The organism is Bacillus sp. FSL K6-1366, assembly GCF_037976695.1.
GTDB classification, from domain to species: domain Bacteria; phylum Bacillota; class Bacilli; order Bacillales; family Bacillaceae; genus Bacillus; species Bacillus subtilis.
This window is the reverse complement of record NZ_CP150268.1, coordinates 443,950-459,460: the sequence shown is the minus strand read 5'-3', so window position 1 is coordinate 459,460 and position 15,511 is coordinate 443,950. Positions and strand designations below refer to the sequence as shown.

The 15,511-nt window shown below is 44.2% G+C and carries 19 protein-coding genes; 15 read left to right on the top strand and 4 right to left on the bottom strand.

Annotated features, from left to right (window positions below; translation table 11 throughout):
- The first annotated feature begins 2 nt into the window (after positions 1-2).
- Positions 3-242, top strand: a complete 240-nt coding sequence (locus tag MHI44_RS02420; RefSeq protein ID WP_003230411.1) for a YqkC family protein — start codon at positions 3-5, stop codon at positions 240-242.
- 39 nt (positions 243-281) lie between these two features.
- Here MHI44_RS02420 and MHI44_RS02415 read toward each other — a convergent pair whose 3' ends face one another.
- Positions 282-1,199: an alpha/beta hydrolase gene (locus MHI44_RS02415; protein ID WP_003230413.1), complete on the bottom strand. Its 918-nt coding sequence runs from the start codon at positions 1,197-1,199 to the stop codon at positions 282-284.
- Between the two features lie 159 nt (positions 1,200-1,358).
- On the opposite strand from MHI44_RS02415, the gene MHI44_RS02410 reads away from it, so the two are divergent.
- On the top strand, positions 1,359-1,583 hold the full coding sequence (locus tag MHI44_RS02410) for a YqkE family protein (RefSeq protein ID WP_003230416.1): 225 nt from the start codon (positions 1,359-1,361) through the stop codon (positions 1,581-1,583).
- A gap of 31 nt (positions 1,584-1,614) precedes the next feature.
- On the opposite strand, the gene MHI44_RS02405 is transcribed toward MHI44_RS02410, so the two are convergent.
- On the bottom strand, positions 1,615-2,535 hold the full coding sequence (locus MHI44_RS02405) for an aldo/keto reductase (RefSeq protein WP_033884657.1): 921 nt from the start codon (positions 2,533-2,535) through the stop codon (positions 1,615-1,617).
- Between the two features lie 62 nt (positions 2,536-2,597).
- Positions 2,598-2,720, bottom strand: a complete 123-nt coding sequence (gene mciZ / locus MHI44_RS02400) for a Z-ring formation inhibitor MciZ (RefSeq protein ID WP_003230420.1) — start codon at positions 2,718-2,720, stop codon at positions 2,598-2,600.
- Between the two features lie 74 nt (positions 2,721-2,794).
- Between mciZ and nudF the strand changes: the two genes are divergently transcribed.
- Positions 2,795-3,352: an ADP-ribose pyrophosphatase gene (gene nudF / locus MHI44_RS02395; RefSeq protein ID WP_004398600.1), complete on the top strand. Its 558-nt coding sequence runs from the start codon at positions 2,795-2,797 to the stop codon at positions 3,350-3,352.
- Positions 3,349-4,512 carry a TIGR00375 family protein gene (locus MHI44_RS02390; protein ID WP_339202797.1) on the top strand — a complete coding sequence of 388 codons (1,164 nt, stop codon included), beginning with the start codon at positions 3,349-3,351 and terminating at the stop codon, positions 4,510-4,512. The genes nudF and MHI44_RS02390 overlap by 4 nt, the downstream gene beginning before the upstream one ends.
- A gap of 8 nt (positions 4,513-4,520) precedes the next feature.
- On the opposite strand, the gene ansR is transcribed toward MHI44_RS02390, so the two are convergent.
- Complete coding sequence (gene ansR, locus MHI44_RS02385; RefSeq protein ID WP_004399024.1) at positions 4,521-4,871, bottom strand: HTH-type transcriptional regulator AnsR; 351 nt, start codon at positions 4,869-4,871, stop codon at positions 4,521-4,523.
- Positions 4,872-5,052: 181 nt separating this feature from the next.
- On the opposite strand from ansR, the gene ansA reads away from it, so the two are divergent.
- From ansA to MHI44_RS02330, 11 genes are all read left to right on the top strand, one after another.
- Positions 5,053-6,042, top strand: coding sequence for an asparaginase (gene ansA / locus MHI44_RS02380; protein WP_004399032.1), 990 nt, complete (start codon positions 5,053-5,055; stop codon positions 6,040-6,042).
- A 44-nt stretch (positions 6,043-6,086) separates the two neighbouring features.
- Positions 6,087-7,514: an aspartate ammonia-lyase gene (gene aspA / locus MHI44_RS02375; protein WP_014480179.1), complete on the top strand. Its 1,428-nt coding sequence runs from the start codon at positions 6,087-6,089 to the stop codon at positions 7,512-7,514.
- Between the two features lie 140 nt (positions 7,515-7,654).
- Positions 7,655-9,061, top strand: a complete 1,407-nt coding sequence (gene mleN, locus MHI44_RS02370) for a malate-H+/Na+-lactate antiporter MleN (protein WP_003230432.1) — start codon at positions 7,655-7,657, stop codon at positions 9,059-9,061.
- Between the two features lie 17 nt (positions 9,062-9,078).
- Positions 9,079-10,398 (top strand): malic enzyme-like NAD(P)-binding protein, encoded by a 1,320-nt coding sequence (locus tag MHI44_RS02365; protein ID WP_339202795.1) that lies wholly within the window; start codon positions 9,079-9,081, stop codon positions 10,396-10,398.
- A gap of 99 nt (positions 10,399-10,497) precedes the next feature.
- Entirely contained in the window at positions 10,498-10,713 is a 216-nt protein-coding gene (locus MHI44_RS02360) for a hypothetical protein (RefSeq protein ID WP_015714209.1), read from the top strand.
- Positions 10,714-10,813: 100 nt separating this feature from the next.
- A complete protein-coding gene (gene spoIIM / locus MHI44_RS02355) occupies positions 10,814-11,458 on the top strand; it encodes a stage II sporulation protein M (RefSeq protein WP_225722038.1) in 645 nt (214 codons plus the stop codon).
- A 112-nt stretch (positions 11,459-11,570) separates the two neighbouring features.
- Entirely contained in the window at positions 11,571-12,020 is a 450-nt protein-coding gene (fur, locus tag MHI44_RS02350) for a ferric iron uptake transcriptional regulator (RefSeq protein ID WP_003223972.1), read from the top strand.
- A gap of 124 nt (positions 12,021-12,144) precedes the next feature.
- Positions 12,145-12,372: a YqzK family protein gene (locus MHI44_RS02345; RefSeq protein ID WP_014477240.1), complete on the top strand. Its 228-nt coding sequence runs from the start codon at positions 12,145-12,147 to the stop codon at positions 12,370-12,372.
- Positions 12,373-12,379: 7 nt separating this feature from the next.
- Positions 12,380-13,270, top strand: a complete 891-nt coding sequence (gene xerD / locus MHI44_RS02340; protein WP_004398985.1) for a site-specific tyrosine recombinase XerD — start codon at positions 12,380-12,382, stop codon at positions 13,268-13,270.
- 160 nt (positions 13,271-13,430) lie between these two features.
- Positions 13,431-14,615: a phosphopentomutase gene (deoB, locus tag MHI44_RS02335; RefSeq protein WP_003230444.1), complete on the top strand. Its 1,185-nt coding sequence runs from the start codon at positions 13,431-13,433 to the stop codon at positions 14,613-14,615.
- A gap of 12 nt (positions 14,616-14,627) precedes the next feature.
- On the top strand, positions 14,628-15,443 hold the full coding sequence (locus MHI44_RS02330; protein WP_003230447.1) for a purine nucleoside phosphorylase I, inosine and guanosine-specific: 816 nt from the start codon (positions 14,628-14,630) through the stop codon (positions 15,441-15,443).
- Positions 15,444-15,511: the final 68 nt, after the last annotated feature.

Below are 15,511 nucleotides of genomic sequence, written 5' to 3'. Positions count from 1 at the left end.
ACGTGGAACAAAAGCTGAAGGCAATGAAGAACACAGCACAAAATAAAACGTGGGTATCCTTCCTGAATCAAAACCATCCCTATACCTTGCTTCACTGGTCAATCGGAGGAGCAGAGTCCATCAAGAAAGATGTCTGGCTATTGCAGGATGAAATGACCTTCGAGACGCAGGAGTTTACAACGATAGATCTTGCGATTGAATGGATCAGAGAAAATATGGATGGCATTACCGACGTTCTGTAACATAAAAAAGCGGAAGAGCCGAATAGGCCTTTCGCTTTTTTATTCTGTTGAATCATTCATGTTGTCTAAAAACTCCTGCACTGTTTTTCGGTACGTATCCCGATTTTTGGTATATGACATGGCGTGTTCACCGTTCTCGGCAATGTACAGCGCTTTCGGCCCGCGTTTCTTTTCATAAAGCCGCTCGGTTGAAGAAACAGGAATGTAGTCATCATCCTTACTGTGAATAAAGAGGACCGGCTTTTCGATTTTATCAATGACAGCAAGCGGAGATACTTCACGTGCGCGATAGCCGCCCCTCAGCTTCAAAAAGAAGTCGGCGATAGGGAGCAGGGGCCAAGACGGGAGCCTGTATTCCGCTCTCAGCCGGTAGGCAAGCTGCTCATCAAAACATGCGAACGGACAATCGGCAATATAAAAATCAGCACCATCGCTGCAGTGTGCACCAGCGTAAAGCAGGGCGGTCACAGCCCCCATCGACTCACCGTGAATTCCGATCAATCCGCGATGATTTGTTTTGTTTTTGAGCCAGCTGACAACCTTATTGAGATCATCCTTTTCGTAAAATCCGTAGCTGGTCGTCTTTCCGCCGCTTTGGCCATGCCGGCGGTGGTCATAAATGAGCACATTCCAGCCGAGATCAAGAAATAAATGCATATACTTAAGAGAATTCAGCACATTCATCGTCACCCCGTGGCAGATGATGATAGTGTTTGGTGTGTCATGCGGTGCGACATGGTATCCTTTTATGTCATACCCGTAAGCGGAGGGTATCACAAAAGCTGTTTTCTCCATTTGCTCAAATGATTCAAACACATCATGTCCGTTGTCTGTCTCTCTTTTGATAATGTCTTCATCCGTTTTTTTCTTGATGAATAGAATCATATTTGAAAAAACAATTCCGATTGCGATGACAGCTGTTACGAGAGCGCCAATGGCCAAAAGGATTTTCTTCAAAAGTCACAGCACCTTTCAACTAAATATAGGTAATTCGTGTTTAAAATCATTATACCTAAACACTGCTCCGCTGAGAAAGTGATCAGAAGAGAGTCTGCTTGTTCAGTGTATATGCTCCGTGATAAACTGTCTTCAAAACAAAACATGGGGGAAGTCTGAATGAAAAAACAAAAATCCGCTGACAAACACCAGCTAAAAGACGGCCTTCAATCCGATATCAAAGCAAAGCTTATGGAGATGAAGAGCCAATTGAAGGAAGAGGATGAAAAGAGGCAGGAAAGAGAAAAAGCAGAACAGATTAGAAAGAAAAAAGAGATCGAAAAAAATAAGAGCTTTGAAGAACTCCTAAATGAAAGCCAAATGGATTGGCATCAATATAAATAAACCAGCACCCGTACAGGTGCTGGTTTTTCTGCTATGAGCGATGAGCTTTGTAAATGTCTTGTTTCGTATGAGATTGGAGCGCTTTGATTTCCTCTTCGGTTAAACGCCGTGCATTTGCTGCCTGAATATTTTCCCGTAACTGCTCAATCTTACTGGCGCCTGTAATCACTGAAGCGACAGCCGGCTGTGCTAGCAGATACTGCAGCGACTTTTCTGTCATGGAAAGATCGGGAGCCACTTCCTCCATTGCCTTGCGTGCATTTGTCAGTTCCTCGAATGAATAGGACAAGTACCCGTTTTGTTTCATACTGTCTGAAGCTTGATCAAGCGGTTTTTCAGTTAAGAGCCCTTTGGCAACAGGACCTCTGGCGACTACGCTGATTTGATGTTCCTCTAAAAGCGGGAGCCATTCCTCAGGGCGTCTGTCAAACAGGCTGAATTGCATCATAATGCTGACGATGTTTGATTTTTTTACATATTCTTTAATCACATTCGGGCGGATGGAAGAAATGCCGTAGTAGCGGATGACACCTTCTTGTTTTAATTCCTCAAACGCTTCGATCGTTTCATCAATGTTGTCCTCTATCGTGCCGCCGTGAAGCTGATAAAGGTCGATATAATCTGTTTTCAGCCGTGTAAGGCTCTTTTTTACAGCCTCTTTTATGTAAGCTTTTGAAGGGTCCCAATACCAGCCCTCGCTTCCGTCATCCCAACGGTTTCCCGCTTTTGTTGCCAGTATAATATCCTGGCGTCTGTTTTGGATCGCATCACCGACAATTTCTTCGTTGCGTCCCCGGTCATACAAATCCGCTGTATCCAAATAGTTGATGCCAAGCTCGATCGCTTCATCCAGAATGGACAATGCTTTGTTTTTTTCAGTTCCAAGAGACATACAGCCGAGTCCGACTTCACTAATGTCTAAATCAGATGTACCCAATTTGCGCTTTTTCATGTGCACACTCCTTTTTTAGGCTTTGTATTGACCGTAATATAAAGGAGCTAAAGTTTCAACTTTTATGGCTTTGAGATCCAATCTTTCACATATTGAAATGTGCGTCCATACTCTTTTAACTTCGCCCGAATTTCCCATGCTTTTCCGACTAAGACAACACCTTTTGGCATGCGGTGCACTTTCACGAAGAAGCCCCCTTTTGCTCTAGTATGATAAAATGTATGGGGCATCATATAGAGACAGAACGGGAGATGAAGAAATGAAATCATTAGAAGAAAAAACAATTGCCAAAGAACAGATCTTTTCGGGTAAAGTCATTGATCTTTATGTCGAGGATGTAGAGCTGCCAAACGGCAAAGCCAGTAAACGTGAAATTGTGAAACACCCTGGAGCTGTAGCGGTACTAGCCGTCACAGATGAAGGGAAAATCATCATGGTCAAACAATTCCGTAAGCCGCTTGAGCGGACGATCGTTGAAATTCCGGCCGGTAAGCTTGAAAAAGGTGAGGAGCCGGAGTATACGGCACTTCGGGAACTTGAAGAGGAAACCGGTTATACAGCAAAAAAACTGACAAAAATAACTGCGTTTTATACATCACCCGGATTTGCAGATGAAATCGTTCACGTTTTTCTTGCTGAGGAGCTTTCTGTGCTTGAAGAAAAACGGGAGCTTGATGAGGACGAGTTTGTTGAAGTGATGGAGGTGACGCTTGAAGATGCGCTAAAGCTGGTTGAATCGCGTGAAGTATACGATGCTAAAACAGCCTACGCCATTCAGTATCTTCAGCTGAAAGAAGCGCTCCAAGCACAAAAATGAAAAAGATTTACGCGGATTTACATATTCATATCGGCCGGACCTTTACAGGAAGGGCTGTCAAAATAACAGGTGCCAAAACATTAACGCTGGACAGAATATTGGTTGAAGCCAGTGAACATAAAGGAATTGAACTCCTCGGCATTATCGACTGTCATTCTCCGGAAGTCATTCTAGAGCTTGAGGAAGGCATTTCATCTGGAAAATATCGCGAGCTTGACGGGGGAGGAATTCGTTATCGCAGCACGACTCTTTTATTGGGGAGCGAGCTGGAGATTTATGATGAAGCCTGCAGCGGACCGATCCATGTGCTCGTATTTATGCCGACGCTGGCTGATATGAAACAGTTTTCAAACTGGCTGTCAGCCCGGCTGAAAAATATTCATTTAAGCTCGCAGCGGATTTATGAAACGGGCTTAAACCTGCAAAAAAAAGTGCAGGATATGGGCGGCTTGTTTATCCCCGCCCATATCTTTACGCCGCATAAAAGCTTATATGGAAAAGGGGTTAAATCAAGCTTAACTGAGGTTTTTGATCCATCTATGATAGACGCGGTGGAGCTTGGATTAAGCTGTGATACAGACATGGCATCACAGGTATCTGAATTGAATCCATATCCTTTTTTAACAAATTCTGATGCGCATTCGTTGGGGAAAATCGGCAGAGAATATAATGAACTATATGTGCAGTCAGCTGATTTTACTGAATTTGCTCTTGCATTAAAGGGACAAGATGACAGGAAAATTATCGCAAATTATGGCTTGGACCCGTTATTGGGGAAATATTATCAGACGGCTTGCGAAGCGTGCGGAGAGCCTGCTGTAAGCGGGGAAACAGCGTGCGCGAATTGCGGAAATGCCAGATTTACCAAGGGAGTCAGCGAAAGATTGCGTGAATTGAGTGATCAGCTTGAAGATCGCGTCCCGCGTCCGCGATATGTACATCAGATCCCGCTGCAATTTGTTCCGGGTGTAGGCCCGAAAACGCTGGACAAACTAAAAAAAGCCTTCGGAACAGAAATGGCTGTTCTTCACGAGGCTGCAGAAGAAGATTTGGCTCGCGTTGTCCCGCCGAAACACGCGGCGCTTATCGTAAAAGCGAGATCCGGAAAACTGGAATTGAAAGCCGGAGGAGGAGGAACCTACGGTAAAATTAAACCGTGAGCTAAAGATTAACTCAGTTCCTCCTGTACTTTTCTTTTTGTGCGTATAAAGGTAATCAGCTGGATGATTTCATCTTCACTCAGCGGCTGGCCATCAACAGAAATGGTAAAGTCAAGGCTGCTCCACGTGGCCAATTCTATGGCCTGAGGAGCAGTCTGCTTTTGTTTCTCGCGGCCTAAAAGTTCATCGCAGGTTGTGTCAAAGAGGTCAGCCAGCATGGCAAGCGCTTCAAGTGAAGGCCGTCGGTAGCCTGACTCGTAGCCGGCATATGTGCTTTTTGCGATACCGAGAAGGTCAGCTGTATATTGAAGCGACCAATTTTTCTTTTTTCTCAATTCAGTTAAACGATCTAGATTCATGAACTTCCGCTCCTTTTTAACCTTGAGCTGATTATATCATATAGGTATTAGGAAGTGTACGCGAATTGAATAATAATGTCTTGCGTATTTTATTTTCCGTGTCTATAATTGCATTAAAAGTATGCGAAAAGCGAATACCTTCTCGCAACCCATCTTTAGATACAGTGAAGAGGTGCATGGTATGAAAAAATTATTGATGTTGACAACTGGGGGAACGATTGCTTCAGTTGAAGGGGAAAATGGGCTGGCTCCCGGAGTCAAGGCTGATGAATTATTAAGTTACGTATCAAAACTTGATAACGATTACACAATGGAAACTCAGTCGCTTATGAATATAGACAGCACCAATATGCAGCCTGAATACTGGGTGGAAATAGCGGAAGCCGTTAAGGAAAATTATGATGCCTATGACGGGTTTGTTATTACTCACGGTACAGATACAATGGCCTATACATCTGCAGCACTATCGTATATGCTGCAGCATGCCAAAAAGCCGATTGTCATCACCGGCTCGCAGATTCCGATCACGTTCCAAAAAACCGATGCCAAAAAAAATATTACTGATGCCATTCGATTTGCCTGTGAAGGCGTGGGCGGCGTTTATGTTGTATTTGACGGCAGAGTCATTCAGGGAACGCGTGCGATCAAATTAAGAACGAAAAGCTACGACGCATTTGAAAGCATCAATTACCCATATATCGCTTTTATCAATGAAGACGGGATTGAATACAACAAACAAGTAACGGAACCTGAGAACGACACCTTCACAGTTGACACCTCACTATGCACAGATGTATGTCTGCTGAAGCTGCATCCAGGCTTAAAGCCCGAAATGTTTGATGCCCTGAAAAGCATGTACAAAGGAATTGTCATTGAGAGTTATGGCAGCGGAGGGGTGCCGTTTGAAGGCAGGGACATTTTGTCAAAAGTGAATGAGCTGATCGAAAGCGGCATTGTCGTCGTCATTACGACTCAATGTCTTGAAGAAGGCGAAGACATGAGCATTTACGAGGTTGGCCGCAGAGTCAACCAAGACTTAATTATCCGATCAAGAAATATGAACACAGAAGCAATTGTGCCAAAATTGATGTGGGCGCTAGGTCAGTCTTCGGATCTTCCTGTCGTCAAGAGAATTATGGAAACGCCGATAGCTGATGACGTTGTCCTGTAAAATGTAAAAACGATAACCAGCAAAGAGAAAGAAGGTTAAAGATTATGTTAAACGGCCAAAAAGAATATCGCGTGGAAAAAGACTTCCTTGGGGAAAAACAAATTGAAGCAGATGTTTATTACGGAATTCAGACGCTCCGTGCTTCTGAAAATTTCCCGATCACAGGATACAAAATCCATGAGGAAATGATTAACGCACTGGCGATTGTGAAAAAAGCTGCGGCTCTTGCCAACATGGACGTGAAACGGCTGTATGAAGGAATTGGCCAAGCTATCGTACAAGCCGCTGACGAGATTCTCGAAGGCAAGTGGCACGATCAGTTTATCGTCGATCCGATTCAGGGCGGTGCCGGAACTTCTATGAACATGAACGCGAATGAGGTTATCGGAAACCGGGCGCTTGAAATCATGGGACATAAAAAGGGAGATTACATTCATTTAAGTCCAAACACACATGTGAACATGTCACAGTCTACGAACGATGTGTTTCCGACTGCTATTCATATTTCCACATTGAAGCTCTTAGAAAAACTGCTGAAAACAATGGAAGATATGCATAGCGTTTTTAAGCAAAAAGCACAGGAGTTTGACTCTGTTATTAAAATGGGCCGGACACACCTTCAAGATGCGGTTCCGATCCGTCTTGGCCAGGAATTCGAAGCTTATAGCCGTGTTCTCGAGCGTGATATCAAACGAATCAAGCAATCGCGCCAGCACCTATATGAAGTCAACATGGGCGCAACTGCTGTTGGTACAGGGCTGAACGCTGATCCTGAATATATCAAACAGGTAGTAAAGCACCTTGCTGATATTAGCGGGCTTCCTCTTGTCGGCGCTGATCATCTTGTTGATGCGACACAAAATACAGATGCCTATACAGAGGTATCAGCTTCATTAAAAGTCTGCATGATGAACATGTCGAAGATCGCAAACGACCTGCGCTTAATGGCGTCGGGACCGCGCGCCGGACTTGCGGAAATTTCTCTGCCTGCACGTCAGCCGGGTTCATCTATTATGCCGGGGAAAGTCAATCCGGTTATGGCGGAGCTGATCAACCAAATTGCGTTCCAGGTTATCGGAAACGACAATACAATCTGCCTTGCTTCAGAAGCCGGCCAGCTTGAGTTGAACGTCATGGAGCCCGTGCTTGTCTTTAATTTGCTTCAATCCATCAGCATCATGAACAACGGCTTCCGTTCGTTCACTGATCATTGCTTAAAAGGCATCGAAGCCAACGAAAAGCGGTTGAAGCAATATGTAGAAAAAAGCGCTGGAGTGATTACTGCTGTCAATCCGCATCTTGGATATGAAGCGGCTGCCAGAATTGCCAGGGAAGCGATTATGACAGGCCAATCAGTCCGTGACCTTTGCCTGCAGCATGATGTGCTGACAGAAGAAGAATTGGATATTATTTTAAACCCATATGAGATGACCAAACCAGGTATCGCAGGGAAAGAACTATTAGAAAAATAAAATTTGTATAAAATACAGCTTATTCATCTCCGAATAGTCGGATGAATAAGCTGTTTACAACATAGGGATGAGGAAGTATAGTATACGTGTTGCACTATATATTGAAAGCGTTTTAGCTTTTACATGAAGGGGGACTTCTTTTGAAGGATGTAAGATTGCCAACACTATTTGAAATTATTATTGTACTAGGAGTATTTTTAGCACTTGTTCTATCGTTTACAGTCTTTCTCGACTTGCCGATACAGCTGGCGCTTTTTGTTTCATGGTTTATTGCAATGCTTTTAGGTATAAGACTCGGTTATTCTTATAAAGATTTACAAAATGCGATTGTACATGGGATATCAAATGGCCTTGAAGCCGTACTGATTCTCGTTTCAGTTGGGGCGCTCATCGGAACATGGATTGCCGGAGGCGTTGTGCCGACTTTGATTTATTACGGACTGGAATTTATTCACCCAAGTATCTTTTTACTGGCAACGTTAATTATTTGTTCCATTATGTCTGTGGCAACAGGAACGTCATGGGGAACAGTCGGAACTGCCGGCATTGCCATGATCGCAATTGGAGAGGGTTTAGGCATTCCGCTTCCTCTAGTAGCGGGAGCTATTCTTTCAGGTGCTTATTTTGGGGACAAGCTGTCTCCGCTGTCTGACAGTACAGTTCTAGCTTCTTCACTATCAAAAGTCGATGTATTGGCTCACGTGAGAGCAATGCTTTATTTATCAATACCTGCTTATGTCATTACAGCTATACTCTTTACAGTTGTTGGATTTATGTACGGCGGGAAAAATATTGATCTTGATAAAGTTGAATTCTTAAAATCATCTTTGCAAAACACGTTTGACATTCATATTTGGATGCTGATCCCGGCAGTTCTCGTCATAGTCTTATTGGCGATGAAAAAGCCATCTATGCCGGTTATCGTAATTGGCGCTTTACTCGGTGCAATCTGGGCTGTTGTTTTCCAAGGAATGGATATTGCCCATGCGATTGCAACTGCGTACAACGGCTTTTCTATTAAAACGGATGTTGAATTTTTGAACGGCTTGTTAAACCGCGGTGGAATTGTCGGTATGCTTGATTCTCTCGTCGTCATCATCTTTGGCCTTGGTTTTGGCGGTCTGCTTGAGAAACTCGGCGTGTTAAAAGTCATTGTTTCAACGTTTGAAAAGAAATTAACTTCAGCCGGCAATGTCACATTGTCTACACTGATCGTAGCGTTTTTAGCAAACATCTTCGGCTGTGCGATGTATGTATCTCTTATTTTGACTCCGAAAATTATGGAAGACAGCTATGATCGCTTACATCTGGACAGAAGAGTGTTATCACGTAACTCAGAGGTCGGGGGAACATTGACTTCGGGGATGGTTCCTTGGTCTGATAATGGGATTTACATGGCTGGTATTTTAGGTGTTTCTACCTTCTCTTATCTGCCGTTTATGTGGCTCAGTTTTGTAGCAATAGGTCTTGCAATTATCTATGGTTATACAGGAAAATTTATATGGTATACGAAAAACAATACAGTTAAAGCCGAAAAACTAGGCTAATAGGGGAGGATCACTGAATGATAGCGAAACACATGATTCGGACACTGATGATCGAAACGCCTTCGGTTCCCGGAAATCTTGGAAGGGTGGCTACGGCCATCGGCCTTCTGGGCGGGGATATTGGTGAAGTGGAGACGGTAAAAGTCGGACCCAATTACACAATGCGGAATATTACCGTTCAAGTGGAGAATGAAGAACAGCTTCAGGAAGTGATCGCGGCTGTACAGGCCCTCGGAGAAGGGATCAGGCTTCACACCGTATCTGATGAAGTCCTGTCCGCACATGAAGGCGGAAAAATCCAAATGAAAAGCAAAATGCCGATCCGTTCATTGGCAGAGCTGGGACGTGTCTACACACCAGGTGTTGCGGACGTGTGCCGACTGATCGAAAAAGAACCTGAAAAAGCTTCTATTTATACAACGATCAGCAATTCTGTTGCAATTGTAACGGATGGAACCGCAATTTTAGGCCTTGGGAATATCGGCTCTGTGGCTGGCATGCCTGTCATGGAAGGAAAGGCTGCTTTATTTGATCAGCTGGCGGGTATTAGCGGCATTCCGATACTGCTTGATACGAGTGATCCTGAAGAAATCATCAAAACAGTAAAACATATTTCTCCGGGCTTTAGCGGCATCCTTCTTGAGGATATCGGTTCGCCGCATTGTTTTGTAATCGAGGATCGCCTAAAAGAGGAGCTGAACATCCCTGTTATGCACGATGACCAGCATGGTACAGCTGTAGTGACGCTGGCAGCTGCCATTTCGGCATGCAGGAGTGCGGGAGTTGACCTGAAGGAAGCGAAAGTGGGGCAAATCGGCCTTGGCGCAGCAGGCGTGGCCATCTGCCGGATGTTCATGGCTTATGGTGTGAATGCTGTGTACGGAACAGACAAATCAGAGTCAGCAATGAACCGTCTCGAACAATACGGCGGACAGGCAGTTTCCAGTATTGAGGAGCTCATGGAAACATGTGATATTGTCATTGCTACAACGGGCGTTCCGGGTTTAATAAAACCGGCATTTGTACGTTCTGGTCAAGTAATTTTGGCTTTATCGAATCCGAAGCCGGAAATTGAACCGGAGGCCGCGCTGCAGGCTGGCGCCGCATATGCAGCTGACGGGCGTTCTGTTAATAATGTACTCGGTTTTCCGGGGATTTTTAGAGGAGCGCTTAACGCAAAAAGCACGGAGATTAATCATGATATGCTTGTCGCAGCAGCAGAGGCCATCGCAGCCTGCACTAAACAAGGTGATGTTGTCCCTCAGCCGCTTGATTCAAAAGTCCATCATGCGGTAGCAGCAGCTGTCGAGCATGCAGCTCTTACAGCAGTGAAATAAATGTAGCTAAACAGCACCTGTCGTAGCAGGTGCTGTTTTTTTCTTATCATTGTTCAATTTTGTTATCATTACTATGAAAATAAAAAAGGGAGTGATCACATGGCAAAAAGCCAAGCGAAAAAGAAGCGGGGGCATCGATTGAGAAACGGCGGACGTGACGTCTTATTATCAAGAGGCAGCACACCATCTTTCAGCACACATGAAAGAATGACAAAAAGCAAAAAAGAGATTTTGAATAAACGGAAGCATAAGAATCCTTATGATCATACAGCAGTTGATGATAAGGATTTTTTTGTGCCCCAAAAAGCCGCCTAGCATTCATCTCTATCGTTTCTTTTTGAAAAAGGGCATGTTTTTCCGTTTCTTTCATACAATCTATTAAATCAAATCACTAGAACGGGCGGGAGGAAACGGTATGCGAAAAATCTCTTATAAGGACATGTTTCTCAGGCATGTCAAAGATCATCTCTCTCTTTATATATTTGTGTCAGTGCTGTTTTTCATGGGTGTCATCTTTGGCGCGATTATTGTCAACAGTATGACCATCAGCCAGAAAGAAGATTTATACTACTACTTAAGTCAATTTTTTGGACAGCTTTCGGATGGAAAACAGGCAAGTTCAGCTGATATGTTTGGGCAAAGTATCTTTCATAATGCAAAGTATTTAGGCCTGATGTGGATACTCGGAATTTCCGTCATTGGGATGCCGATTATTTTCATTATGATCTTTCTGAAAGGGATCGTCGTCGGCTTTACTGTCGGGTTCCTAGTCAATCAGATGGGAGTAAGCGGGTTTTTCCTATCATTTGTCGCCGTTTTGCCGCAAAATGTGCTGCTGATTCCGGCTTATCTCATTATGGGCACATGTGCAATTGCGTTTTCTTTAAAGTTAATCAGACAGCTGTTCGTGAAACGAAGCCTGCATGACGCGCCGATTCAATGGTTCGGGCGGTATGCCTTTGTGCTGCTGGTCATTCTGTTTTTAGCGCTGATCTCATCTCTGTTTGAAGCATACTTATCTCCTGTTTTAATGGAAAAGCTTACATCTAGACTTTTTTAAAATCATTATTAAAAGAAAACCATTTTATTTATCAGTTTATAATAATTATAGTTGGAACTCTGCGCGTATTTTGTTATAATGAGTCATGGAATGCGGCGTAGGAGGGAAAGACATGGAAAACCGTATTGATCGTATTAAGAAACAACTGCACTCATCCAGCTATAAACTTACGCCACAGCGTGAAGCGACAGTAAGAGTGCTGCTTGAAAACGAAGAAGACCATTTAAGCGCAGAAGATGTATACCTCCTCGTAAAAGAGAAATCTCCTGAGATCGGTCTCGCTACAGTATACCGTACGCTTGAATTATTAACTGAATTAAAAGTCGTAGATAAAATTAACTTTGGAGACGGTGTGTCCCGTTACGACCTTCGGAAAGAGGGAGCAGCTCACTTTCATCACCACTTGGTGTGCATGGAGTGCGGAGCCGTTGATGAAATTGAAGAAGATTTGCTTGAAGACGTGGAAGAAATCATTGAACGTGATTGGAAATTTAAGATTAAAGATCATAGATTGACGTTTCACGGCATTTGCCACCGCTGTAACGGAAAAGAAACTGAATAGACGGTGCCGAGCGCGAACCTTTTCTCATAGGGAAAGGGTTTTTTGCTGTTTCTATGTATAAAACCTTTCTGATTTGGCATATGGTTTATATAACTGGAACCATAGGGAAAGGATCGATTAGGACATGGGAAGATTCCTGAAAACAGCTGTCGATGCATTGAAAGTTTTCATCCTGTTTACCGGTTTTACCGCTTTGTTCTATTATGCTATGATATGGGTGAATCAAGAGTATGAAAACTATCATCGGTATGATAAACCGGAAGGCTCCGCTGTAAAAGTTGTTGAAATGGATCAGGATGAAAAAGGCGGATGGCTCGACCGGTTGATCTTTTTTTACCAAAACGGGGAGTAGATCAAGAGTGAAAGATCAAATAAAGGATTTCATCCACTACGTCATGGTAGAGAGAGGGCTCTCTCAAAATACGATCGTATCCTATGAACGTGACTTGAAAAGCTATTCTCTCTACTTAACAGAAACCCTTCATGTGACGGATTGGAATCACGTTACCCGCATACATATTATCCAATACTTAAAGCATTTGAAGGACTCGGGGAAATCCGGCAAGACATCGGCGCGGCATTTGGCATCCATTCGCTCTTTTCATCAATTTCTGCTCAGGGAAAAAGTAACGGATAAGGACCCTTCCGTTCATATCGAAACACAAAAGACGGAACGGGCGCTTCCGAAGGTGCTCGCGCTCAATGAAGTCGAGCGGTTATTGGACACGCCTAAGCTGACGAGCCCTTTCGGATATCGGGATAAAGCAATGCTGGAGCTGCTTTATGCGACAGGCATACGAGTCAGTGAAATGATTGAATTGAAAACGGCTGATGTTCATTTATCTATGGGGTTTATCCGATGCTTCGGCAAAGGAAGAAAAGAACGGATTGTGCCAATCGGTGAAGCCGCTGCTTCCGCCATTGAGGAATATATGACAAAAGCCAGGGGAAAACTGTTAAAAAATAATGTATCTGACGCCCTCTTTTTAAATCATCACGGCAAACAGATCAGCCGCCAGGGATTTTGGAAGAACCTGAAAAAAATCGCATTGGAAGCCGGCATTAAGAAAGAGCTGACTCCGCATACACTCAGGCATTCCTTTGCGACGCATCTGCTTGAGAACGGGGCAGATTTAAGAGCGGTGCAGGAAATGCTCGGTCATGCGGATATATCCACGACGCAAATTTATACGCATGTGACGAAAACAAGGCTGAAGGATGTGTACAAGCAGTTTCATCCGCGAGCATAGCCGCAGGTGGCTGCGGCTTTTTTGTTTAGAGCGACAGAAAATATTGAAGTTTCTCATTATTTCCAAATACATTGTCAACGGGAATGAAAACGGTTTATACTTGAGTTGTCAGACCTCTTAGCGATACAATAGACGTATAGAAAAAAAGGAGGCTTTCAAGATGCCTGCATACAAATATAATCGTGTGTTTTTAATTGTGATGGACTCAGTCGGAATCGGCGAAGCGCCGGATGCCGCTGACTTTAATGACGAAGGCGCTCATACGCTCGGTCATATTGCCGAGCATATGAACGGATTACATATGCCGAATATGGCAAAGCTCGGCCTTGGTCTTATCGAAGATATCAAAGGTGTAGAAAAAACAGAACATCCGCTTGCCTATTATGGAAAAATGCAAGAAGCGTCAAACGGCAAAGATACGATGACCGGCCATTGGGAGATTATGGGTTTATACATTGATAAACCGTTTAAAGTGTTCCCGGAAGGCTTTCCTGATGAATTGCTTCAAGAGCTGGAAAAGAGATCTGGCCGCAAAATTATTGGAAACAAGCCGGCTTCCGGCACAGCGATTTTGGATGAGCTTGGCCAGGAGCACATGGAGACAGGGGCTTTAATTGTTTACACGTCTGCTGACTCTGTTCTGCAAATTGCCGCTCACGAAGAGGTTGTGCCGCTTGAGGAGCTGTATCGCATTTGCGAAACGGCGAGAGAGCTGACGCTTGATCCGAAATATATGGTTGGCCGCATTATTGCACGGCCGTTCGTCGGAGAGCCGGGTCAATTCAAACGGACGCCAAACCGCCATGATTATGCGCTGAAGCCGTTTGACCGCACTGTCATGAATGAATTGAAAGACTGCGGCTTAGATGTGATTTCAATCGGTAAAATCTCTGATATTTACGACGGAGAAGGCATTACTTCTTCACGCAGAACGGTTTCTAATATGGACGGAATGGACAAGGTGATCGATACGCTGGGAGAAGATTTTACGGGTCTGAGCTTTGCGAACCTTGTTGATTTTGACGCGTTATTCGGACACCGCCGTGACCCTGAAGGCTACGGACGCGCGCTTGAAGAATTTGATGCGCGGCTTCCGGAAGTGTTTGAAAAAATGAGAGAAGACGATCTGTTAATTATTACAGCCGACCACGGCAATGATCCGATTCATCATGGGACTGACCATACACGCGAGTATGTGCCGATTCTCGCTTACAGCAAAAAACATAAGAAAGCGCAAATGCTGCCGCTTGCAGATACATTTGCCGATATTGGCGCAACGATCGCTGATAATTTCCAAACAAATAAACCGAAATACGGGAAAAGCTTTTTATCTTTATTACAATAGGGGGACTGTTTCTTGAAGGACAGAATTGAACGCGCAGCCGCTTTTATTAAACAAAACCTGCCGGAATCTCCAAAGATCGGCCTTATTTTAGGCTCAGGTCTTGGCATTTTGGCGGACGAAATCGAAAATCCGGTCAAGCTGAAATATGAAGATATACCTGAATTCCCGGTATCTACTGTTGAAGGGCATGCCGGACAGCTTGTGCTTGGCACTCTTGAAGGAGTTTCCGTCATTGCAATGCAGGGCCGCTTTCATTTTTATGAAGGCTACTCAATGGAGAAAGTCACATTCCCTGTACGCGTGATGAAAGCGCTCGGTGTGGAAGCGTTGATCGTGACAAATGCCGCAGGCGGTGTCAACACTGAATTCCGTGCGGGAGATTTAATGATTATTACCGATCATATCAACTTTATGGGAACAAACCCGTTAATCGGGCCAAACGAAGCAGATTTCGGCGCCAGATTTCCAGATATGTCTTCAGCCTATGACAAAGATCTGTCCAGCCTGGCTGAAAAGATTGCGAAAGACCTTAATATCCCAATTCAAAAAGGCGTGTACACTGCTGTGACAGGACCTTCTTACGAAACACCGGCAGAAGTCCGTTTCTTAAGAACGATGGGCTCTGATGCAGTCGGCATGTCTACTGTTCCGGAAGTCATTGTAGCGAATCATGCGGGAATGCGGGTTCTTGGCATTTCCTGCATCTCTAACGCGGCAGCCGGAATTCTGGATCAGCCTTTAAGTCACGATGAAGTTATGGAAGTGACCGAAAAAGTAAAAGCTGGATTCTTAAAGCTTGTTAAAGCGATCGTCGCTCAGTACGAATAAATATGAATCAATGCAGGACCAAAAGACAGCTGTGTCTGATATCACACAGCTGTCTTTTTTTATGCCCA

Excerpts from the sequence above, each read along its gene's own strand:
- MHI44_RS02410 (WP_003230416.1), top strand. The coding sequence starts at position 1,359 with ATGAAAAAACAAAAATCCGCTGACAAACACCAGCTAAAAGACGGCCTT.
- MHI44_RS02405 (WP_033884657.1), bottom strand. The coding sequence starts at position 2,535 with ATGAAAAAGCGCAAATTGGGTACATCTGATTTAGACATTAGTGAAGTC.
- nudF (WP_004398600.1), top strand. The coding sequence starts at position 2,795 with ATGAAATCATTAGAAGAAAAAACAATTGCCAAAGAACAGATCTTTTCG.
- MHI44_RS02390 (WP_339202797.1), top strand. The coding sequence starts at position 3,349 with ATGAAAAAGATTTACGCGGATTTACATATTCATATCGGCCGGACCTTT.
- ansR (WP_004399024.1), bottom strand. The coding sequence starts at position 4,871 with ATGAATCTAGATCGTTTAACTGAATTGAGAAAAAAGAAAAATTGGTCG.
- ansA (WP_004399032.1), top strand. The coding sequence starts at position 5,053 with ATGAAAAAATTATTGATGTTGACAACTGGGGGAACGATTGCTTCAGTT.
- aspA (WP_014480179.1), top strand. The coding sequence starts at position 6,087 with ATGTTAAACGGCCAAAAAGAATATCGCGTGGAAAAAGACTTCCTTGGG.
- MHI44_RS02365 (WP_339202795.1), top strand. The coding sequence starts at position 9,079 with ATGATAGCGAAACACATGATTCGGACACTGATGATCGAAACGCCTTCG.
- MHI44_RS02360 (WP_015714209.1), top strand. The coding sequence starts at position 10,498 with ATGGCAAAAAGCCAAGCGAAAAAGAAGCGGGGGCATCGATTGAGAAAC.
- spoIIM (WP_225722038.1), top strand. The coding sequence starts at position 10,814 with ATGCGAAAAATCTCTTATAAGGACATGTTTCTCAGGCATGTCAAAGAT.
- fur (WP_003223972.1), top strand. The coding sequence starts at position 11,571 with ATGGAAAACCGTATTGATCGTATTAAGAAACAACTGCACTCATCCAGC.
- MHI44_RS02345 (WP_014477240.1), top strand. The coding sequence starts at position 12,145 with ATGGGAAGATTCCTGAAAACAGCTGTCGATGCATTGAAAGTTTTCATC.
- deoB (WP_003230444.1), top strand. The coding sequence starts at position 13,431 with ATGCCTGCATACAAATATAATCGTGTGTTTTTAATTGTGATGGACTCA.